The 19,495-nt window shown below is 50.3% G+C and carries 23 protein-coding genes; 12 read left to right on the forward strand and 11 right to left on the reverse strand.

Annotation, left to right across the window (positions count from 1 at the left end):
* Positions 1–175 precede the first annotated feature (175 nt).
* The 4 genes from CW734_RS05610 to CW734_RS05620 are packed head-to-tail and all read left to right on the forward strand — an operon-like array spanning position 176 to position 1,169.
* A complete protein-coding gene (locus CW734_RS05610) occupies positions 176–529 on the forward strand; it encodes a hypothetical protein (protein ID WP_101189794.1) in 354 nt (117 codons plus the stop codon).
* 33 nt (positions 530–562) lie between these two features.
* Entirely contained in the window at positions 563–775 is a 213-nt protein-coding gene (locus tag CW734_RS05615; RefSeq protein WP_068872480.1) for a hypothetical protein, read from the forward strand.
* 30 nt (positions 776–805) lie between these two features.
* Positions 806–973, forward strand: a complete 168-nt coding sequence (locus tag CW734_RS18235; protein ID WP_157101624.1) for a hypothetical protein — start codon at positions 806–808, stop codon at positions 971–973.
* A complete protein-coding gene (locus CW734_RS05620) occupies positions 936–1,169 on the forward strand; it encodes a hypothetical protein (RefSeq protein WP_068872481.1) in 234 nt (77 codons plus the stop codon). Before CW734_RS18235 ends, CW734_RS05620 begins: the two co-directional genes overlap by 38 nt.
* A 63-nt stretch (positions 1,170–1,232) precedes the next feature.
* On the opposite strand, the gene msrB is transcribed toward CW734_RS05620, so the two are convergent.
* Positions 1,233–2,339: a peptide-methionine (R)-S-oxide reductase MsrB gene (msrB, locus tag CW734_RS05625; RefSeq protein WP_101189795.1), complete on the reverse strand. Its 1,107-nt coding sequence runs from the start codon at positions 2,337–2,339 to the stop codon at positions 1,233–1,235.
* A gap of 16 nt (positions 2,340–2,355) precedes the next feature.
* Positions 2,356–2,862 (reverse strand): TlpA family protein disulfide reductase, encoded by a 507-nt coding sequence (locus CW734_RS05630; RefSeq protein ID WP_157824131.1) that lies wholly within the window; start codon positions 2,860–2,862, stop codon positions 2,356–2,358.
* Positions 2,863–3,040: 178 nt separating this feature from the next.
* Between CW734_RS05630 and CW734_RS05635 the strand changes: the two genes are divergently transcribed.
* Positions 3,041–3,775, forward strand: coding sequence for a phosphatase PAP2 family protein (locus CW734_RS05635; protein ID WP_101189797.1), 735 nt, complete (start codon positions 3,041–3,043; stop codon positions 3,773–3,775).
* 531 nt (positions 3,776–4,306) lie between these two features.
* The gene (locus CW734_RS05640; protein WP_101189798.1) at positions 4,307–4,669 is read left to right on the forward strand and encodes a DUF3784 domain-containing protein; all 363 of its coding nucleotides are present in this window, start codon (positions 4,307–4,309) and stop codon (positions 4,667–4,669) included.
* A 19-nt stretch (positions 4,670–4,688) separates the two neighbouring features.
* On the opposite strand, the gene CW734_RS05645 is transcribed toward CW734_RS05640, so the two are convergent.
* Positions 4,689–5,711 (reverse strand): STAS domain-containing protein, encoded by a 1,023-nt coding sequence (locus CW734_RS05645; protein WP_101189799.1) that lies wholly within the window; start codon positions 5,709–5,711, stop codon positions 4,689–4,691.
* Between the two features lie 134 nt (positions 5,712–5,845).
* Positions 5,846–6,427: an MEDS domain-containing protein gene (locus CW734_RS05650; RefSeq protein ID WP_232787174.1), complete on the reverse strand. Its 582-nt coding sequence runs from the start codon at positions 6,425–6,427 to the stop codon at positions 5,846–5,848.
* A gap of 216 nt (positions 6,428–6,643) precedes the next feature.
* Between CW734_RS05650 and CW734_RS05655 the strand changes: the two genes are divergently transcribed.
* The gene (locus CW734_RS05655) at positions 6,644–7,444 is read left to right on the forward strand and encodes an SDR family NAD(P)-dependent oxidoreductase (RefSeq protein WP_101189800.1); all 801 of its coding nucleotides are present in this window, start codon (positions 6,644–6,646) and stop codon (positions 7,442–7,444) included.
* 35 nt (positions 7,445–7,479) lie between these two features.
* Here the strand turns inward: CW734_RS05655 and CW734_RS05660 are convergent, their stop codons facing one another.
* From CW734_RS05660 to CW734_RS05670, 3 genes are all read right to left on the reverse strand, one after another.
* Positions 7,480–9,294 carry an LTA synthase family protein gene (locus CW734_RS05660; RefSeq protein WP_101189801.1) on the reverse strand — a complete coding sequence of 605 codons (1,815 nt, stop codon included), beginning with the start codon at positions 9,292–9,294 and terminating at the stop codon, positions 7,480–7,482.
* A gap of 140 nt (positions 9,295–9,434) precedes the next feature.
* Positions 9,435–10,760, reverse strand: coding sequence for a Glu/Leu/Phe/Val family dehydrogenase (locus CW734_RS05665; RefSeq protein WP_308302136.1), 1,326 nt, complete (start codon positions 10,758–10,760; stop codon positions 9,435–9,437).
* 89 nt (positions 10,761–10,849) lie between these two features.
* Entirely contained in the window at positions 10,850–11,707 is an 858-nt protein-coding gene (locus tag CW734_RS05670; RefSeq protein WP_101189802.1) for a GNAT family N-acetyltransferase, read from the reverse strand.
* A 254-nt stretch (positions 11,708–11,961) separates the two neighbouring features.
* Here CW734_RS05670 and CW734_RS05675 point away from each other — a divergent pair, with 254 nt between their 5' ends.
* Both CW734_RS05675 and CW734_RS05680 read left to right on the forward strand, forming a co-directional pair.
* Positions 11,962–12,384 carry a hypothetical protein gene (locus CW734_RS05675; protein ID WP_101189803.1) on the forward strand — a complete coding sequence of 141 codons (423 nt, stop codon included), beginning with the start codon at positions 11,962–11,964 and terminating at the stop codon, positions 12,382–12,384.
* Between the two features lie 71 nt (positions 12,385–12,455).
* Positions 12,456–12,896 (forward strand): VOC family protein, encoded by a 441-nt coding sequence (locus CW734_RS05680; protein WP_101189804.1) that lies wholly within the window; start codon positions 12,456–12,458, stop codon positions 12,894–12,896.
* Positions 12,897–12,942: 46 nt separating this feature from the next.
* On the opposite strand, the gene CW734_RS18240 is transcribed toward CW734_RS05680, so the two are convergent.
* The gene (locus tag CW734_RS18240) at positions 12,943–13,113 is read right to left on the reverse strand and encodes a hypothetical protein (protein ID WP_157824132.1); all 171 of its coding nucleotides are present in this window, start codon (positions 13,111–13,113) and stop codon (positions 12,943–12,945) included.
* A gap of 420 nt (positions 13,114–13,533) precedes the next feature.
* Here CW734_RS18240 and CW734_RS05685 point away from each other — a divergent pair, with 420 nt between their 5' ends.
* Positions 13,534–14,184, forward strand: coding sequence for a hypothetical protein (locus CW734_RS05685; protein WP_101189805.1), 651 nt, complete (start codon positions 13,534–13,536; stop codon positions 14,182–14,184).
* 192 nt (positions 14,185–14,376) lie between these two features.
* Positions 14,377–15,240 carry a PPK2 family polyphosphate kinase gene (locus CW734_RS05690; RefSeq protein WP_101189806.1) on the forward strand — a complete coding sequence of 288 codons (864 nt, stop codon included), beginning with the start codon at positions 14,377–14,379 and terminating at the stop codon, positions 15,238–15,240.
* A 46-nt stretch (positions 15,241–15,286) separates the two neighbouring features.
* Here the strand turns inward: CW734_RS05690 and CW734_RS05695 are convergent, their stop codons facing one another.
* Positions 15,287–16,504, reverse strand: a complete 1,218-nt coding sequence (locus CW734_RS05695) for an EAL domain-containing protein (RefSeq protein WP_101189807.1) — start codon at positions 16,502–16,504, stop codon at positions 15,287–15,289.
* A 247-nt stretch (positions 16,505–16,751) separates the two neighbouring features.
* Here CW734_RS05695 and CW734_RS05700 point away from each other — a divergent pair, with 247 nt between their 5' ends.
* Entirely contained in the window at positions 16,752–17,594 is an 843-nt protein-coding gene (locus CW734_RS05700; protein WP_101189808.1) for a YitT family protein, read from the forward strand.
* Positions 17,595–17,680: 86 nt separating this feature from the next.
* Here CW734_RS05700 and CW734_RS05705 read toward each other — a convergent pair whose 3' ends face one another.
* Both CW734_RS05705 and CW734_RS05710 read right to left on the reverse strand, forming a co-directional pair.
* A complete protein-coding gene (locus tag CW734_RS05705) occupies positions 17,681–18,277 on the reverse strand; it encodes a hypothetical protein (RefSeq protein WP_101189809.1) in 597 nt (198 codons plus the stop codon).
* A gap of 12 nt (positions 18,278–18,289) precedes the next feature.
* Complete coding sequence (locus CW734_RS05710; protein WP_101189810.1) at positions 18,290–19,426, reverse strand: CapA family protein; 1,137 nt, start codon at positions 19,424–19,426, stop codon at positions 18,290–18,292.
* Between the last annotated feature and the right edge of the window lie 69 nt (positions 19,427–19,495).

Raw genomic sequence — 19,495 nt, forward strand, 5'->3', positions numbered from 1 at the left:
GGCTACTTCCGGATAAGGCAGGGAACCAGGATTGCCGGTTCTGTGCAGTTGGAAACTTAAGCTTTGGTTGAATGTGACAGACTATAGTGCTGTGCGCAGCGCCGGAAATATTCTCCTCTGGATAGAGGAGTCTGTTCCGGTGCTTTTTTAGTACGGAATAAAGGGAGAGAAGGTTATGGAAGAAAGGGAAGGGCTTGTCGAGCCGTTGGGGAACGCTTGGCAAGAACCAGAAACATCAATGAAGGGCCGCCCTGGGTTCAGCGGCGGGACTGGGGGAACGATTCGTTTTCTTGGATACGATAGCGGGGGGCGTGCGGTCAATCAAGTGGAGCTCTGGCTGACTCGGGAAGAACTGTCTGTATTTATCGAGGCACTGGTCACCCACCCGATGCCACTGCCGACGGATTACCTGCAGACGGCTGAACCCCGGGACGATGGATTTTGTGTCCGGATCCGTTCCCATGAATCACCGAAAGTATTCGTTTCAAGGCTGAGTTCGGCGATTGGCTGTCTCGAGCAGCCGGCGTAAACAATCCAAATCAAGTGGAAGGCGGTAGTTTAAATGGATAATCGGAGTGACCTGATCAAACTGGGTGATGAAGACATTTACCTGATTCTATACTTGTGGAAAGTAAAAGGCTGTGAAACAAAAGAATTGGCACAGCGCTTCCATATCAGCGCCGATTCTGTGGATGATTTGCTGTCAGGGCATGCGAGGAGAGATTGCTACAGGGACTTCAACCGGATTGAAAAATATTTGGTGGAAACTTACTGAGCGGTAAATTTATGATGGGGAGTGTTCAATATGGGGAACCGCAACGAGATGAAGAAAATCAGCGCTGCTTTTGCAGCCCGCTATGAGCGCTTTATAAAAGGCTATCAGCAGTATAAAGCGGAACACATCCGGCAGCATACTGATGGGGAGGTCGAACGCTATGACAACAGCACACGAACTGAACAGGCTCAGCGATGAGGCCGTCTACAGCATCTTGTATTTCTATCATATTGAAGGATTTCCCGCCGAACACTTAGGCATGAAATATGGCGTCAGCAGTTTGACGATCGAAGGCATCGCCAAAGGCCGATACCGCCCGAAATGCCATGAAAATTTCATGATCGTCGAAGGCATTTTGGAACGCCGCTCGGTGAAGCGGGCCGAAAGCCTCTAAACCTGAAATGAAAACCGAAAAAGCCGGAAGCCCATTCAAACGGGTTTCCGGCTTTTATCTTGCTCACTCAAGTGCTTTGTCCGTCAGGTATCCGTAGCCTTGCGCTTCCATCTCTTCGAGTGGAACGAAACGCAGTGCTGCACTGTTCATGCAATAGCGCAAACCGCCGGCATCTTCCGGCCCGTCTTCAAAGACATGCCCCAAATGGCTGTCGCCTGTGCGGCTCCGGATTTCCGTCTGCATGCCGAACAGGGAAAGATCATCATGTTCGGTCACGACTGCGGGATCGATCGGCTTCGTAAAGCTTGGCCAGCCGGTCCCCGAATCGTATTTGTCTTTGGACGAAAAGAGCGGCTCACCGGTGACGATGTCGACATAGATACCCGGCTCGTAAAAACCATCGTATTCATTATCGAATGCGGCCTCTGTCCCGTCTTCCTGTGTGACGCGGTATTGTTCATCCGTCAGCATCTCACGGATTTCCCCTTCATCAGGTTTCGGGTAATCGGCCGGATCGACCAATTGCGGGACTTCCTGGTCTTCGAGGCTCGTGAAGTCGACATGGCAATAGCCATCGGGGTTTTTTTCCAAATAGTCTTGATGGTAGTTTTCGGCAAGATAATAATTCCTCAGCGGCTCGACTTCCGTGACAATCGGTTTCTCGTATTTTTGCTGCTCTTCGGCGATGGCTTTGTCGATCGTGCTTACCGCTGCAGGATCATCGTAGAAGATAGCGGTCCGGTATTGATTGCCGCGGTCGTTGCCTTGCTGGTCGACGAGTGTCGGGTCGATGATGAGGAAATAGCGGTCAAGCAATTCTTCAAGCGATACACGTTCGGGGTCATAGCGCAAATGGACGGTTTCGGCATAGCCGGTATCGCCTGTCAGCACCTCTTCGTAAGTCGGGTCTTCGATGGTGCCCCCGGCATAGCCCGACGTCACATCGTAAACACCATAGATGCGTGCCATATAGGCTTCGACGCCCCAGAAGCAGCCGCCCGCAAACCAAATGTCTTCCAGGTTTTCCGTATCGAATTCGAGCTCTTCGTTCGGGTTGTCGGGAAAACGGGATTCTGAAGAAGAGGCGGTGCTTGAGTCGCTGACCGCTTCACTTGAACAGCCAGCCAGCAGCAATAATAATAAGAGCACAGGCAGAAAATATCGTTTCATCGGGGGTTCCGCCTTTCTAGCGAATCGAATTCATCAATTCGAGTATCTCGTAGTTGGTCACATGGCCGGTGCGTCGTTCGGTGATCCTGCCGTCAGAGCCGATCCAGACAGAACTGGGGTAAGCTTCCATCTCGTATTGGCCATATACTTCTCCTCCCTCATCAAGCAGGACGATGAAATCACCGTCATGGTCGATGCTTGAGAACCAGGCTTTGAATTCATTGGCATTTCGTTCGGCGTACGTTCCAGGGGAGACGACCGTCAGGACAGTGAAATCTTCTTCGCTTTCGATCAGTTCTTCCATTTCGTTCAAGCCCGAAAGGCAAATGGAGCACCAGGAAGCCCAGAAGTGGAGGTAGACTTTCTTGCCCCGGTAATCATCGAGGTGATGGACAGTGCCGTTGAGGTCAGGCAATGCAAAGTCAGGCGCTGCAGGTCCGCGGTTTTCCGATAAAGCTTCCGAACAGGAAGTGAAGGCAAGCAGAAGGGCGGCTAGTATAAGCAGCCGAAGTGGTAGTTTCATGGTGATCATCCTTCCAGGTGGGGGCTCAGCAAGGGTTTGGCGTTTTCTTGCTTGACTTGCTATCTATTTGAGCTATTCCCCAATCAAGGGCCCTTGAACCCTGGAACTGCAAGGATTTGGCATACTTATCGGCAAAGCCGGGTAAACTGAGTGTAAGTAAAAATATAGGGGCGGTTGGATGGATAAGGAAACGAAATTATCAGGGTTTGCTTTTATTGTGCTTCTATTCGGGCTTGGGCTTGCAGCTTTATTCATTGTCTTGTTCGCGGAACTGGCTGATGAAATGCTCGATCAGGAATTGGCGGTATTCGATGCGGTCACCATCCGATTGCTCGAAGCGATCGGGAGCAGCTGGATGGATACGGCAATGTTCATCATTACAGAACTCGGGTCAGTGTGGTTTCTTGTATTATTGTCGATTGGCGTCTTATGGATATTGGGAGTCAGGATGCGCGACAAATGGGGCGTCTTGTTCTATTTGGTGGCGGTTGGCGGCGGCTCGCTGTTAACGGTTTTGTTGAAGCATTTCTTCAGCAGGGAGCGGCCGAGCATCAATGAAACAATCGATGCGGTCGGCTATAGTTTCCCGAGCGGCCATTCGATGGGGTCACTAATCTTCTATGGTTTCCTCATTTACCTGGTTATCCGGACGCGGCAGAAACCGTGGCTGCAATGGGTATCCGTTTTCGGGCTCGGTGTGCTGATCGTGCTGATCGGCATCAGCCGGATCTATCTGGGCGCGCATTTTCCAAGCGATGTCTTGGCAGGCTATATCGCCGGTACCATCTGGCTTGTGCTGAGCCTGGTGGCGCTTGAATGGATCCAATGGCAGCAGCGAAGCCCGGTGCCGGCTGTCACAGCTTTGCGGAAAGTATTGGCACCGCTTTACCGGGCCGTCATCGATAAATTATAAGTACCAAGCTGCCGGTTTTGCCGGCGGCTTTTTTTAAGATTGAGACAGCCGGGACACTGGGGGAGTTTCCATCCCCTAGGGGACGCGCTTGTCTCAAACGAGGGCAGTTGAATTGAACCTGAATGCAGGATCCCGATCAGTTAGGTTGTCCTGGTCGGATTGATGGTGTTCCTTAATGCCATCTTAGTTTTATTCGTTAGCCGGCGCAACTAAAAATAACTGAAAAATCAAACAATTATGTGGCGTTTTTCTTTATAAGGGCGTATGATCGAAGAAAAGGAGGTGCCCTTGAGATGACCGATATTGTTGGGCTCTTGCCCATGCTCATTTTCGGCGGGATAGCTGTTGTCATCATCGGGATGGTATTCTCATTCAAAAATTGGACACATTAACGGGGAATATGGAAGCGGTTCTTGGAAAATCCTGCACAGGATAGACGGGTGCGGGATTTTTTAGTGCTCGAAAAGGGATTTTCGCATCTTTGCCGAGTGAAAAACAAGGAAAGAATCAAAGAGGCAAGGCGGGGATTGGATGGATGAATTGAATTCTGGAGCTTTGATCATCGGTGGTGTGGCATTGCTATTGGTGTTCCTCGGGTTTTATATGCTGCAGGGAAAAGGCGCATTTTTGATCGCTGGCTATAACACGATGCCTAAAGAAGAAAAGTCGATATACGACGGTCCCGCCATGGCCCGTTTTGTCGGGAAACTCCTATTCGCCTTGGCATTCAGCATGCTGTTCTGGCTTGCTGGCATGCTGCTTGAGAAAAATTGGATGTTCTATATCGGTGTGGCCTTGTTTCTGGGGTTTACCGGAGGGGCTTTGATTTATATGAATACAGGCGGGCGATTTTTGAAACAGCCGCCTGCCAGCGAGCATGAAAAAAACAAGTAAGGCGAGGAGAGGCATCGCCTTACTTGTTTTTTTGGCTGATGGAGCGCCCGCTGCGCCCAAGCGCGTAGTAGATGCCGTGTTGCAGGCTTTGCAATGCTTCGAATTTCGACAGGTCCTGCATCGTCCGCGTAATGATCATGGCAAGCTCGGGCGAGACACCGACCAGAATGGTCTCTGTGCCGAGCAAGCGCGCGGCTGCGGCCAATTTATCGATCAGTTGCGCGGTATGCTCTGAAATATGGCGGTTCAATCCTGTCAGGTCGAGAAGCAAAAATTCCGCTTTATGTCTGGGCAGTTCGGTTAATGTATTGTTGATCAAGTCTTCTGTGCGGTCTTCGTCATAGCTTCCGATCATCGGCACGACGATAATTCCTTCAAGCACCGGGATGACGGGGGAAGAAAGTTCGCGCACCAGTTTCTGGAGCATTTGGGTCTTTTCATCGACCATCTCCTCAAGCTGGCGGATCTGCTTGTCTTCCTGGCGTCTCGCAAGTTCCCGGATGTTTTGCTGTACAGTAACGTCCGACGGATAATATTCCACAATGCTGTAAGGCTGTTCGTCATTTTGATAGCGAATGGTCCGGTACCAGAAATTCTGGCCGAACAATCCCGTCAAGACGCCTGCGTAATGGGATGGGACGAAAATCCCTTTGGTGCCTTTATGGTTCAATTGGTTCATCTTGAATTCCCAATCATCCTGTATATGCATCGTGAACGTGTATTGCTCGATGTCCATCTCGACGATCTCCACTTTGCCCCAGCCGGCCGGGGCATAGGTATTGGAGATCCACTCGACGACATTGCTGGCATCGATATTCTTCAATTCCCGGAAGCCCTCTCCGACGACGATGCCTTGCCTGAACCCTGTCGTCTCAAGCACCAGGTCGGTGGCTTCGGCGCCGGTGATTTCCCGGATCGTGTCGAAAAAGGTTTCCATGGCGGAAGTCCAGAAAAAGACGACATCGCCCCCATCGAAGAGCACTTCCCCGGTTTCCAGATCCCATTTCAACTCGGCTGCGCCGACTGTGATTTCTTTTTTCATGGTTGTATCCTCCGCTTCATTCTATATAGGCAGTGCCAGTTGATGGCAGTTGTTTCAGTATTCCCTGAGTACATGGAAATTATGCATCGAACTGGAAGAGCCTTGCATTGAAAAATAAAAAAAGCCGGGAATTGTTATTTCCGGGCTTTTTTATCGCCATAAAAAGATATTGCAGAAATGCTCTGGTCTTTCATCAAGTAGCCATGGCAATGCATCAGCCGCTCGCGCAAGCTCTCCGAAACCCGGTGCGCATCGTATGCACAGATGGAGATGACTTTCCGTTGGGTGGCGGAGCGGTCAATTTCCGTTTCATATTCGATGATTTCCTGGCTGATGTCTTCCTGGCTGCCCCATTCGATATGGCCCCATGTCCGGCACTGCCGGCCATCGGCAGTGAAAGACCCGACAACGCTTTCGAAGTATTCCAGAATGGCCGTGGGATGGAAGTTCCCTTTGCGCCAATAGAAATCGAAGTTATTGACGTAGTGGATTAATTCCAATTCCTCAGCAGACAACACTTGCTGGAGCTTTTTCTGGATCTGGGGATAGACCCGGGGGTTCTCGACGAACAGGACACAGTCGCCATTCTGGACGCCATCCAGGACATAAGACACGGCATTTTCTATATAAGGATCTGTTTGTTCGGTCAGGTAAAAGATATGCGCATAATCGGTATGGCGCAAGGTTTCTGTAAAGTCGCTCATTTTTTGGTTCATTTTATTCCCTCCATGTAACACGTTTTCCAATTAGTGATAAGATTTGTCTTCAGCCTGGAATAGGATGGCTGGAAGTGAAAAAAATGACAGCACTTGTGTACCTCTTGCTAGTATATACTACAAGGTGCATTCACGTCGCTTCTAAGCCGTCCGCCCTTGTGCATGTTTGAATGCCGTGCAGTTAAGGGAATGACTGCAGGCAAGGGAGGCGTATACATGGGCATTTTCGATAAACAAGCATTAGCTGAAAAACATCTATTGATCACGGGCGCAACAGGCGGCATCGGCTGGGAAACGGCCAAGGCAGTTGCACAGATGGGGGCGAAACTGACGGTTACGGGGCGTGATGCGGATAAACTGAAGCAATTGGAAAAAGAATTGAAGGGCATGATGGATGGCAGGCGGCTGCATGTCCACGCGGCGGATCTGACGGATCCCGGCGACCGAAAACAGCTGGTCGAAACCGCTGAAGCGAAGCTCGGGTTTATTGGCGGCTTGGTCAATTCAGCCGGAGCGGCTGGCGGAAAGCAAGTGGAAGAACTGGACCAGGAATTTCTGGAGCATCTGATGAACATCAATTACACATCCACTTTTTTGCTGACGCAACTGGTGTACCGGCGCATGATGGAAGAAGGCCGAGGGGACATCGTCAATCTCGCTTCTCTTTCGGGGCTTCGCGGCACGGCCGGAAACACGGCTTATGCGGCAAGCAAATTCGCGGTGGTCGGTTGGACGCAATCCATGGCCTTGGAGGCGATTGAGCATGGCATCCGCGTCAATGCAGTATGCCCGGGATATGTCGATACGGAAATGGCGAGGGCCAGCATCCAGAGAAAAGCGGAGCGCAAAGGGATTCCATTTGCGCAGGCGATGGAAGAAGCGGAGGCAGGGATCCCCTCGCACCGGCTGTCAACTCCTCAGGAAGTCGCCCGAACGATTGCATTCCTGCTAACAGATGCCGCACCGAATATCGTCGGGGAATCGGTGAAGATTTCCGGCGGCAGCGTCATGAGATGAAAAAAGCTGGGCTCAGATTTCTGAGCCCAGCTTTTTCATTGTTCGATATAGTCCAGGGCATTGTCTTCGATCACGGTATCCGAAATACGCAATTGATCGAGCGCATCGCCGATATAAGGCTCACAATCCGCGCTATCGATTTTTTCACCGCTTTCGATCGAATAGCATTCACCAGAACCGGGGGGCGAGGTCAGGTCCGGCTTGAAGTACACATCGCCTTTCCGGAACGAGCCGTCGCGGAAAACGACGGGCTTTTCGGTGCCCGACAGCAAGGAATTGCCGAGCATGAAACCTTGGTCGATGCCTGCAAGCTCCAGGATGGTCGGCGCCAAATCGATTTGTCCGCCGGCGGTCTCGACCGTTTCGCCTTCCGGCAGGTTTGGCGGCTTGATCCATAGCGGGACAGTCCGGAACAATTCAAACTGCTCCGTCGCTCCGTTGGCGTCTAGCTTATTTGCCATCTCGCGGCCTTTTTCAGTCAATCCGCTGTCGTGGTCGCCATAGAAAATGACGAGCGAATCGTCCCACATGCCCTGCTGTTTCAATTCGTCGACGAGCACCTCGACTGCGCCATCGACATAATGGATGGTGTGGTAATAATTCCGGACCAATTCGTCTTCATAGCCCGGCAAGGCCAATTGTTTTTTGTCTTCTGGAATCTTAAAGGGGATATGGCTGCTCAAGGCAATCATGAACGCATAATACGGTTCTTCCAGCTTTTGGATGTGCTCGATCGATGTCCGGAAGAAATCCTCATCATTGATCGCCATGCCGATCTTTTCCGTATCGGGGTAATCCTTTTCGCTGAAGAAGCGGGAAAAGCCGATATTCCCATAGACAGTATTGCGGTTCCAGAAGCTCGCTTCATAGGCATGCATGGCAGCTGTATCATAGCCGCTTTTCCGCAAAGCTTCCGGAAGCGGCGCGAATGTGCTGTCTGGGAACCGCGTATAGACAGAACCAGTGCGCAATGGATGCAGCGAGGTGTTGATGACGAATTCCGCGTCCGATGTGCGCCCTTCATGGGTCTGGTGATGGAAGGAAGGGAAGTACAGCATCTCTTCCTCAAGTTCATTCAAATAAGGCGTGACTTCTTCGCCGCCGATCTCCTGGCCGATGACAGAGCTCTGCAGGGATTCCAACTGAACGAGAATAATATTCGGCTGCTCGCCGTTGTTTTCAGTGTTGATTTCTGCGGCAGCTTCTTGGAGCAGGGCTTTGTCCCGATCGGATGGTTCGGGCTCACGGAAAATGGAAACGACGCCTTTTCCGAAATCATAGCCATGGTAGCCCCAAAATCCCAGCTCATAGTATTCACGCATATTGCTGGTGGCATCTCCTGTCAGCCAGCGTTCGCCTTTTGCAATGCTCGTGAGAAGCGGGGCGGCAAATATTAGCAGCCCGATTGCAGCGATCGCCGCTGCCAGTTTGCCGTTCTTGGTCTGCCTTGGTGCTATGCTGCGCTTTTTCAAGGCGAAAATGAAAGCGAGGAACAGCAGGAAGTCAGCAAAAAAGAAAAAGTCCGTCCAGCGGATCAAACTCAAAAAACCGCCGCCTACGTCATTCATTTGCGTCATCGAGGGAATCAATTGAACGGATAATAGATCCCCGAAATAGCGGTAATACCAGACGTCCGAAATCAGCAGGATGCTGTGCAGCGCCAAAAGCGACAGTAAAATCCAGCGCCGCTTGCGGGCATCAATGAGCAAAGTCCAGCTTGAAAGAATCAATGCGCTCGAGAAGCTGATCAGGAAAAAGCCGAAGCTGAACGGGGTATCGGTGTATAAGCTGAAGAGAAATAATTTAAATGCGGAAAAGGCCAAATAGACCCAGTAATCGATTGTTTTCATGGTCGTTCTCCTTTTCTGGCGGTGAGGACCTTTCCTATTCACTACCTGTAAACAGCCCTTCGGAAACATCGGCGGGAAAAAAGACAAAAGAGGCTGCCCCAAGAGCCCTGTTTCATGAGCTCTTGGAACAGCCTCTTCTCTTAAATCCAGCCGCGTGCTTCCATCGCTTGTGCGATGCGTTCAACAGCGACCAAATACGCTGCTTCGCGCATCGTGCAGCCTTTTTGTTCTTTCATTTCGTAGACATCATCGAAAGCCTCAGTCATTTCGGTGTGGAGCCGTTCATTCACTTCCTGTTCGGTCCAGCGCAGATGGGTTGTATTTTGCACCCATTCGAAATAGGAAACCGTGACGCCTCCAGCGTTGCAAAGAATATCCGGAATGACGGTGACGCCGTTCTTTTCCATCGCGGCATTGCCGTCCGGTGTCGTTGGGCCATTCGCTGCTTCTGCCACGATTTTCGCGCGAATGGTCGGGCCGGTGACTGAAGTGATCTGGTTTTCAAGCGCTGCGGGCACCAATATGTCCACATCGGCTGCGAATAAATCGTCGTTGCTGAGCGATTCGTAGCCGTTGTATCCGGCTACTGTGCCGGTCGTCTGGGCGTAGCCGATTAACTCTTCGATCGGGAGCCCGTCTTTATGGTAGAGGCCGCCGCCAGCGTCGACGATACCGAGCACTTTCACGCCGCGCTCATGCAAGAGTTTGGCGGTGATCGATCCGACATTCCCGAAGCCTTGGACGACTGCGGTCATGCCTTCGAGTTCGAGCCCCAGTTTCTTGGCGGCATCTTCGATGGTGAAGACGACGCCGCGGCCGGTCGCTTCGACGCGGCCTTCCGATCCTCCGAGGATCAAAGGCTTGCCGGTGATTGTACCGGGCACATTTTTCCCTTTCAGGCGGGAAAATTCATCGATCATCCATCCCATGATCTGAGGCGTCGTGTTGACGTCGGGGGCCGGAATATCTTTTTCAGGCCCCATGATCGGTTCGAGTTCGCGGATAAAGCCGCGGGACAATTCCTCGAGTTCCCGTTCGGACAGCTCTTTCGGATTGACGACGATTCCGCCTTTGCCGCCGCCGTATGGGATTCCGAGAATGGCCGCTTTCATCGACATCCAAATCGATAAGGCTGCGACTTCGTCTTCTGTCACGCCCGGGTGGAACCGGACGCCGCCTTTTGTCGGGCCGAGCACGTCCAAATGCTGGGAGCGATAGCCTTCAAATTCGCGATACGTCCCGTCATCCATGCGTACCGGAATCGACACTTTCAAGATGCGCTTCGGCTTTTTGAGGATTTCGTACACTCCTTGTGGCAAGTCGAGTTCCTGCGTCGCCACTTCGAGCATGCGCTGGACGATTTCGAGCGGGTTCGAAAGCTCGACGCCGTTTCTCACTTCTTTCGCAGGCATTTCCTGCTTCAAGTCTTCTGCTACTTCTTCTTGGCGATGTTCCTGTTGTGTCATGATATTCTCCTCCTTGGCTGATTTCCTTCTATACTTTATGTCTTCCTATTAAGAATGGCGCTTAAACATTAGAAGGGGAGGAGAACAACTTAATGGATATCCGTACCGTATAAAAACCAAGGCGATGGAAGCTCGAACGGATGGCCTTCGGGCAGTTTGCCTGCTTGCTTGCGTGTCAGATCCATCCAGACAAAAGCGCCTTCCTCGGAATCAAGGCGGATCTTCTCGAGTGGTGCGTGCAAAGTTTCCCATAATCCCGGCTGTTCGAATAAATCTTCCCAAGGGTAAAGCGTATGCAAGTAATCGTATTTTTTCACATCGTGCTTGGTGATGACGATCCGGTCACCGTCCGGATTTTCATAGAAGTCCCATTGTTCAAGCGCTTGGCCGGAAAACAGATCCGGGCTTGCCGGGAACGGATAATAGCATTCGAAAGGAAAGACCCGCCCTGAACGGATGTAGACCGACTCGAGCCAGCGCATTTTTTCATCGGCGCTCTCGATTTTGCGCCAAGGCGCTGCGTCGCTTTCGAATGTTTCCACATTCATTGCGATGGCGGAAAATAATTCAGCTTGGCGGGACAGCCCGATTTTTTCAAGTACACGCTGTGCCGGAAGATTAAACTCTTGTGTATTGGCGCCGACAAAACGGATGCCCGGATGATCGAGTGCCCCATCACGGACATGAGCCATCAGCTTGGAGGATAGGCTTTGGCCACGGAAGCGCACATCGCTCCGCATGCGCCCAAGCATGGCATAGCTGCCTGCGAAAATGGTATAGCCGCCGATACTCGCCAGGCGGCCGTCATGGAACAAACCGAACAAACGGTTAGGCCCTGTGGAAATCCGGTCGAATACCCGGATGACATAATCATCGTCGATGCCGGTATCCATGTCCTGCAAAGCTTGTAAATCATCACCGGTCAACTGGCGGATCGTTTCGTTCATGTATCGTCACTCCTTAAGTCATCAATAGTTGCATAATAATTTTAGTGTATTCCGCGCATGACTACAAAGCGGAAACAGTTATCAAACTGAAAATATTTTAAAGGGCATGCTCACCGGAACCGGCAAAGCCCGTGTGGTGATTTGAAAGTCTGGCAGGGGAAACAAGGGATGGCGGCGAACTAATCGAAATAGCAATTAGTTTCCCGGTAGGCTGGATAGCTGGAAAGTTCCGGGAACGATAAGGAGGGAAGGCGTTGGAAAACTGGAAAGCGGTGGAACTGGTCAAAGATCTGTTGTTCGGCTTGGGGCTTTATGCATTGATCACTGTCGTCGGTCTATTTGTGACGATGGCGACTTCTCGCGGATCGGATACGCTGTTATTGAACGATGAAGTAAGAGGCGACATGGCGACAAGCACCTTATTGTGGATGGTGGTCCCCGCTTTTCTATTGTCATTGGGATTGTCGGCATTGAGAAGGATCCGGATGAAAAACGCGGCACTTCGCATAAGCATCGTGTGGGCAGTGCTATTACTCTTTTTGTATTTGGTGGCGGCTTTATGGAGCGGCATTTTCACGGTGCTGATCGCTTCGGTATCGTTTTATCTATTCTTGGTGGCAGTCTTCCTGGGGCCGATCGTCTATTCGTTTTTGAAAAAATTGCCCGCTTGGAAATAAAAGCGCGAGTTTAGTGCTGGAAATGGAAGGGAAAAGAGGACGATACGAAAAGTTCAAGAGGGGGCGAAGAGGTGGCGATCCATCCGCAAATCATTTTTAACGGAAACTGCAAAGAAGTGCTGTCTTATTACGAAGGCGTCTTTGGCGTATCCGATGTTTCCGTCATCCATTATGGCGACAACCCGGGATCGAAACTCGATGAGGATTTAAAGGAATTGATCTTAGAGGCGGCGATTCCGCTTTATGGCAATTACTTATTGCTATCGGACGCGATGCCTGGGAAGCCTGCCACATTCGGCAGTAATTTTCATGTATCCATCCGTTCAGAAGAGCTGGGTGAAATGAAAGCCGATTTCAAGAAGCTGGCAGAAAGCGGCAAAGTGATTTTTGAATTCGAAGAAAGCTATTGGAGCGAAGCATATGGCGTCGTGCAGGATAAATTCGGCGTGCAATGGCAATTCGATTATCGTAAATCTGAAGCCGGAAACACAGAACAAAATTCCGGTGAATAAAAGAAACCCCATCGCTCAAGCGATGGGGTTCTTTAGCTGAAGAAGTTTACGACTGGAATGGGGATGACAGCATTTCGTATAGGGTGGCTGCTGTTTGGAACTCCAGCCCCGCTGAAACAAACCCTCCGACAAAACGGTTATAGAGCGTAATGGCAAAATAGAATCCGATGAACAACAGCGCCGACACGATCAATAGAATCACAAATGTTCTTGTCATCTGGAGTTCCTCCATTTCTAATCATGCAAAGCTTTCGCACAAGCATAGCGGCAGCTAGAAAAATAGTATATTCAGCAAAATGGTCAATACAATCGATAGGATAATGGAAATCAGTAAACTCCCCATACAGGAAATGCGCATAAAAAGACCGCCTTTCTTTCTAATCGCTAAGAGGATGGCTGATAAATGAAAAAGTAATTCGATCCGCTAGTGATGTTTGCAAGTAGTTTACCCGAAAAAAGCGGAAGGCTAACCTTTGAAACTGGGTATGTGGAAGATGTTTGATGTGCCCCGACAGACACGAAAAATGCCATGACTTTGTCGAATTTTGTCATAATTTCTGTATTTCTTAAAAAAACGGATGCTATTTTTAATGTTTTTTGTTACAATCGTGTTACGAATAGATGTCCGGAGGGTAACATGGCTAATTACAATCAGTTTTCAGACAGTAATCCGCATAATGAATCCAATCGAATCGAAGCGGAAAAAAGCGCCGAAACCGGTGCTGAACCGCCAAATTTTCGACCTAATAAAAAAGATCCGCAGCGCCGCAAACTTTGGCTGAAGGCCGGTGGCGGTATTTTACTGTTGGTCATTCTTTGGAATGTGTATTCCTTCGCGAGTTATGTCGCTCCGTGGAGTAATGAACGCTCGATGGCGGATGCCGAACAGGATGAAATCCAGCAATACATTTTCCAAAGCGAGAAGAGCGAGGAAGTGCTCAAAGAAGTGAGCAATTCACTCATCCGCTTGTATGACCACAACTCGCTCACTGAACTCCATATCAATGAGATGGAAGAAAAGTTAGAGCAATTGTCCAAAGAACTCGACACGGACGACCCGCGTCTCGCGCAATTGGAATCCTATCATTTTGCCCAAATCGAGTTGACGCGTGAAATGACCAAGACTTTGCAGAAAAACCATGTCGAAGAAGTACATGAGAGACTCGATGAGATTTTGGACCGCCAAAAAGAGAAGGCGGACGACAAAGCCGAAATCTTGATTTCCCTCATGGAACAAGAAGACATTAGGTACGAACAAAAGGCAGACGGTTCGATCGCCTACGAATAATCTACAAGCGAATAAGCCTCTTCGAAATCCCCAGCGGATCTCGAAGGGGCTTTTTTGTGCGATACGCATATGTCCCGTCTCACGTTTCGATGCGGAAAACCTGTAAAAGTTAGATTGAGAAAAAAGTCCTGTAATTCCAAATGCTGAAAACGGGTATAGGGAGGGAACACCTATTTCTCAAGGAGGCATTTCATGGATACCCAACAATATAAAGTGAAGGCTGGACGCAAAGTGGATTTGGCAGACTGGCCGACACATGAAGATAAAGGAAGCGAATCCGGACACATCGAACAGCAATTGAAGGAAACGATTGAAGAACTGAAAAAATGGCATGTACGGCTTCATGCAGAAGAAGAAAAGGGCATTGTGGTGGCCCTCCAGGCAATGGACGCGGCTGGAAAAGATGAAGCCATCACTTACCTGTTCTCGAACTTGACCGCCCAAGGGCTGAAAGTGACGACGCTCGGAAAACCGACCGAAGAGGAATTGAAGCATGATTATTTATGGCGCTTGCACAAGGCTTTGCCGGAGCGCGGGCAAATCGGCATTTTAAACCGCTCCCATTACGAAGAAGTCATTGCGACGCGTGTCCATAATCTGCTCGAAGAAGAGCCCTTGCCGAATCAATTGATCGACGATGAAGTCTGGAACCGTCGCTACCGCCAGATTAACGAATTTGAGCGGTATATGTTCGAAAACGGTTTTCCGTTCGTGAAATTTTTCTTTAACATTTCCAAAGAAGAACAAACCACGCGCCTCCTCGAGCGGATGAAAAACCCGGAGAAGAATTGGGAGTTTTCCTTCAGCGATGTCGAAGAACGCGAGCATTGGGAGGATTACCAGGACATCTTCGGGGATATGCTGACACACACCTCTACAGATCATGCCCCGTGGTACATATTGCCGGCAGATGATGAAATGTATTCCCGTTTGATCATCGCCCGGGTGATGGTGGAAATGCTGGAGGAAATCAACCCGGAATTGCCTGAGATCAGCGGTGAGCAACAAGACAAGCTCAAGCATTATATCGACAAGCTCGAAAAGGAAGCGGAATGATAAAACCCGAAGCGGCAAATGCTGCTTCGGGTTTTTTGACTGTGATTTATTGAAATAATAGATAATCATTTTCGGAAATGAATTCGTAGCTTAAATCGATGAACAGGAAGCATTCGTCCGATAGCGGGTAGCTGAATGTGCGGATCATTTCCCCTGTTTCGATATCGGCATAGATGTCCGACAGACGGCCTTTATGGCTTGCTTTCATGAGCATCATATTCTCCAGGAAATACGGACGGAAAGCCCAATGGGAACCGATTTGCTGTGCTTCGCCATGCCAGCTTCCGGCTGTTTTCCGGAAGTTGGAGGAGACTTGTTCTCCGTCGCTGTTGCAAATATAGATGCGGAAACTTTCCGCTTCGAAAAGCGGCAGCACTTCCTGGATAAACAGGTCGGCGTAGTCTGGGCTTTGCCATTTGCCCATCAAGCGTTTGAGTTTTTCTTCGGAACGGGCGGTATAGGCCAAGCGTTCGCTGACCATCGCTTTTTCGCGGTGGACAAACTCCTTTACTTGATCGCCCACGTGAATGGACAAGGAATCTGTCGTCAGCAGCTCCGGGTCCGGATGGGCCAGATAATAGCCTTGATAATAATGGCCGCCGTGTTTCCAGGCGAAATACAATTGATGGTTGTCTTCTATATATTCGTATAACAAGCGTGCGCCGATGCGATGGGCAAGCATCGATAAGGAATGGATGATGTCCTGGAATGCATCGGGCTGGTGGTGCCGGCTGATGCTCATATCGATTTTCAGGATATGTGGCCGCAATTGGCGGATGCGGTCGATGTTCGAACTTTTCGCACCGACATGATCGACAGCGATCTGGATGCCGTATGTTTTGAAATACAAGAGCAAGTGGTTGAGTGTATCGAAATCGTCATTGAAATCGTGCTCGGTAATTTCAAGGACGATGCGTTCGAGCGGGAATCCGCGTTTGCGGTATTCGAGCAAGGTTTTCAGGAAATCTTCGCCGTCTCCTGCCATCAGTTGGCGGGCGTTGCGATTGATGAACAACAGGCAGCCGTTGTTTTGCAGCAGCAATTGATCGAGTGCCATTTCGAGCAGCCTTTGGTCCACTTCTGTTTTGAACTCGTCCGGAACTTCCGGGTCGTTGAAGAAATCGCCGAGTGATTTGGTTCCGTCCGGTTCTATGTAGCGGCCGAGCAGTTCGTAACCGATGACGTCGTGTTTAACGGCACTGACGATCGGCTGGAACACCGGCATGATTTTGTCCATATTGTCGATGATGTCTAACGGATCCATAATATCTCTCCTTGCCGTGCACTGTCTTCTTCTATTTTAATCTTAATTTTTCCAGCATTCAATTGAAGCTTTTGAAACACCGTTCAAATGACGAATATTCCGTGAATGAAAAGATACTGTAAATCCAGCCAGAAGTGCTTGCTTTTCTATGATGGCACCCCCTATAATGTGAGTCGCTGCCTTGCCTCATCGCCTTCAACGGAATGCAGGCATCGCTCATTACCATTAGATGAACGGAGAATATGAAATGGACAAATTTTACCGCCTCGGGGCAATTTTCATTGCTTCCATTGTTATGGCGATCGCTTTTAATATGTTTTTACTGCCACATGAAATTCTATCAGGGGGCGTCACCGGCATCGCCATGATCTTCGGTTTGATGACGCCGATCAACTCAGGGATCTGGCTGATCTTGCTGAACTTGCCGATTTTGGTCATCGGTTGGATGAAGCTCGGCAAGACCTTTATCGGCAACAGCATTTTTTCAGTAGCTGTCACGTCAATTGCCATGCTTTATATCCCGATTGTCCAAGTGACACAAGATGCACTATTGTCATCGGTCTTCGGTGGCGTCATTTCAGGCGCTGCAGTCGGGATCATCATCCGCTTTTACGGATCGACCGGCGGCTTTGATGTCATCGGCCTGTTGCTGACAATGAAGCGCGACATCCCGCTTGGCTTCATGGTTTTCACGTTGAACAGCGGCGTCGTTTTCATCTCGGGCTTTATCTTCAACTGGGAGCTCGCGATGTATACGATGGCATCGATCTATATCACTGGCATCGTCGTTGACCGCATCCACACGCGCCATATCAAGCTCAGCTTGATGGTGGTGACGGCAAAAGGCGACGAAGTGAAGAAGAAGCTATTGACGAACCTCTACCGCGGCATCACGGTAACGGACGGGGAAGGCGCTTATACCGGCGCCAAGGTGAAGGTGCTGCATAGCGTCATCACCCGTTACGAACTGGCATTTGTCCGCCCCTTGATCCGGGAAATCGATCCGAATGCCTTCGTCAGCATCACCGAGACGATGGAAGTGGTCGGGAACTTCCGGCGAGACGAAAACTATAAGAAAAATCCGATGTAATGGGAAAAAGCCGTCCGGAAAAAGTGCGAAGACACTTTTTGGGGCGGCTTTTCCAGTGTTTGCTGAATCCCATGCACGCAAGAAAGCTACTGTGCTTCCTCAACAAAAACGCGGTACAACACTTCATCGAACAATGCCATATCATGTCCCGGATAAATCTCGCGGTGCTGGGAGTTGCGGCGCTTTAGAGAATTGGCCAGCAGGAAATGATCGATTTTCCTGAATGCTTCTACGGCCGGTTCGAGCTTTTTGGAACTGCGCAATTGAACCGATGGGCCATCTTCGAACTCTTCGAATGCGACTTCCGGAAGCAGCGGGAACTTGCGCTCTTTGTGGATCAAGTTGAACGCGCGGTCGATCGTTTCGTTATCGATGAAATCCGGCTGGCGGATCATCAGCGAGAAAGTCGCCGGCAGCCCGTCCTGGTTTTCTGCGTGATGAAGGGTTTCCGGCGGATAAATCGAGTAATCCGCAAACCCTGGCGGACAATAGCCGTGCCCTGGAATGGTCCGAACCGCTTCCGATAGGGCAGTCAATACACGAAGGCGTTCATGGAAATCCTCAGACCCGACGCTTCCACGGCCGTCGATGACAAAATAGAATTGCTTCGGGATGTGTACGGCGTGCGCCTCGGTGGCAGGGGTGTATAATTTACGTTCCTCCGTTTTCCAGTCCTGCATCATCAATTCACTCCTCTATTCACGGAATTCCAGTTCTGTCATCCAAGTAGCAAGATGGGCTTTCGTATTGGCGTTCCATTCGTCGTTGATGTCTTTCAACAATAAAACTTCAAAATCCGTAAATCCATCGTGCTGGACGAAGGTCGGGGTGAAGGCTGGATTCGTGATGGCAATGCTTGAGCCTTCTGCAGTTTCCAGTTTCTCGATATCCAAATGGGCGATGCCGCCGATCCGTCGCTCGACGCCTTTTTGCCCAGACAGGAAATTGCCGAGCGAGTAGAAGACGAAACTGCGGCGGCCATCTGCAGTGTCAATCCAGTCCGGCGGCTGCAAGACGTGAGGATGATGGCCGAGGATGATGTCTGCACGGTTTTCAGCGGCGAAACGGGCGAGTTCCGCTTGTTCTTGTGTTGGCATCGGTTCGTATTCATTGCCGAAATGGAGGCTCAGCACTGTCACATCGGATATCTTGCGTGCATACGCCAAATCCTGTTGGATCAACTCGCGGTCAATGCGATTGACTAAATACGGCCGGCCGGCGGGTGTCGGGACGCCATTGGTGCCATATGTATAGGATAAAAATGATAAAGTGATGCCGTTGCGCTCGATCACCGGGATGTCGGCGCGCTGTTGTGCGGACAGATGAGAACCGGTTGACACCATGCCAATATCCCGCCAATGGGAGATGGCGTTCTCAATTGCCTGTACGCCACGGTCCAAGGTATGATTGTTTGCCATGGAGACAACATCGATTCCGGCATTTTTCATGGCATCGCCGAGCTCGAATGGGCTATTGAACGATGGATAGGTGGACACGCCGATTTCGCTGCCGCCAATAATGCTTTCGGAATTGGCGACGGTGATATCGGAAGATTCAAGGAAGGGCTGGATTGGCGCGAACATGGAATCAAAGTCATATGCGCTACCTGTTCTGGCATCTTCGTAAAGAGGCTCGTGGATGAGCACATCGCCAATTGCCGATAAGCTCACGCGGTGGTTTCTCGCCAAACGCTCCGGCATCACCGCAAGCGGAACAGTGTGCACTGTAAATTCATACGGGGCAGATTCAGCCGCAGAGGGCTGTTCACCGCTGATAGCCAAAGTTCCGAGAGCAGCCAGGCATACGATAAACCATTTTGGGAAAGTCGCCATGAGTCAATTCCTTTCGGGTGTCCTGCCTCAAATCACGGGGCGGGAACAGCTTGTATTCGTTAAATTGAT

It is taken from the genome of Planococcus sp. MB-3u-03, from assembly GCF_002833405.1.
Lineage (GTDB): Bacteria > Bacillota > Bacilli > Bacillales_A > Planococcaceae > Planococcus.

Excerpts from the sequence above, each read along its gene's own strand:
- CW734_RS05610 (WP_101189794.1), top strand. The coding sequence starts at position 176 with ATGGAAGAAAGGGAAGGGCTTGTCGAGCCGTTGGGGAACGCTTGGCAA.
- CW734_RS05615 (WP_068872480.1), top strand. The coding sequence starts at position 563 with ATGGATAATCGGAGTGACCTGATCAAACTGGGTGATGAAGACATTTAC.
- CW734_RS18235 (WP_157101624.1), top strand. The coding sequence starts at position 806 with ATGGGGAACCGCAACGAGATGAAGAAAATCAGCGCTGCTTTTGCAGCC.
- CW734_RS05620 (WP_068872481.1), top strand. The coding sequence starts at position 936 with ATGACAACAGCACACGAACTGAACAGGCTCAGCGATGAGGCCGTCTAC.
- msrB (WP_101189795.1), bottom strand. The coding sequence starts at position 2,339 with ATGAAACGATATTTTCTGCCTGTGCTCTTATTATTATTGCTGCTGGCT.
- CW734_RS05630 (WP_157824131.1), bottom strand. The coding sequence starts at position 2,862 with ATGAAACTACCACTTCGGCTGCTTATACTAGCCGCCCTTCTGCTTGCC.
- CW734_RS05635 (WP_101189797.1), top strand. The coding sequence starts at position 3,041 with ATGGATAAGGAAACGAAATTATCAGGGTTTGCTTTTATTGTGCTTCTA.
- CW734_RS05640 (WP_101189798.1), top strand. The coding sequence starts at position 4,307 with ATGGATGAATTGAATTCTGGAGCTTTGATCATCGGTGGTGTGGCATTG.
- CW734_RS05645 (WP_101189799.1), bottom strand. The coding sequence starts at position 5,711 with ATGAAAAAAGAAATCACAGTCGGCGCAGCCGAGTTGAAATGGGATCTG.
- CW734_RS05650 (WP_232787174.1), bottom strand. The coding sequence starts at position 6,427 with ATGAACCAAAAAATGAGCGACTTTACAGAAACCTTGCGCCATACCGAT.
- CW734_RS05655 (WP_101189800.1), top strand. The coding sequence starts at position 6,644 with ATGGGCATTTTCGATAAACAAGCATTAGCTGAAAAACATCTATTGATC.
- CW734_RS05660 (WP_101189801.1), bottom strand. The coding sequence starts at position 9,294 with ATGAAAACAATCGATTACTGGGTCTATTTGGCCTTTTCCGCATTTAAA.
- CW734_RS05665 (WP_308302136.1), bottom strand. The coding sequence starts at position 10,760 with ATGACACAACAGGAACATCGCCAAGAAGAAGTAGCAGAAGACTTGAAG.
- CW734_RS05670 (WP_101189802.1), bottom strand. The coding sequence starts at position 11,707 with ATGAACGAAACGATCCGCCAGTTGACCGGTGATGATTTACAAGCTTTG.
- CW734_RS18240 (WP_157824132.1), bottom strand. The coding sequence starts at position 13,113 with ATGACAAGAACATTTGTGATTCTATTGATCGTGTCGGCGCTGTTGTTC.
- CW734_RS05685 (WP_101189805.1), top strand. The coding sequence starts at position 13,534 with ATGGCTAATTACAATCAGTTTTCAGACAGTAATCCGCATAATGAATCC.
- CW734_RS05690 (WP_101189806.1), top strand. The coding sequence starts at position 14,377 with ATGGATACCCAACAATATAAAGTGAAGGCTGGACGCAAAGTGGATTTG.
- CW734_RS05695 (WP_101189807.1), bottom strand. The coding sequence starts at position 16,504 with ATGGATCCGTTAGACATCATCGACAATATGGACAAAATCATGCCGGTG.
- CW734_RS05700 (WP_101189808.1), top strand. The coding sequence starts at position 16,752 with ATGGACAAATTTTACCGCCTCGGGGCAATTTTCATTGCTTCCATTGTT.
- CW734_RS05705 (WP_101189809.1), bottom strand. The coding sequence starts at position 18,277 with ATGATGCAGGACTGGAAAACGGAGGAACGTAAATTATACACCCCTGCC.
- CW734_RS05710 (WP_101189810.1), bottom strand. The coding sequence starts at position 19,426 with ATGGCGACTTTCCCAAAATGGTTTATCGTATGCCTGGCTGCTCTCGGA.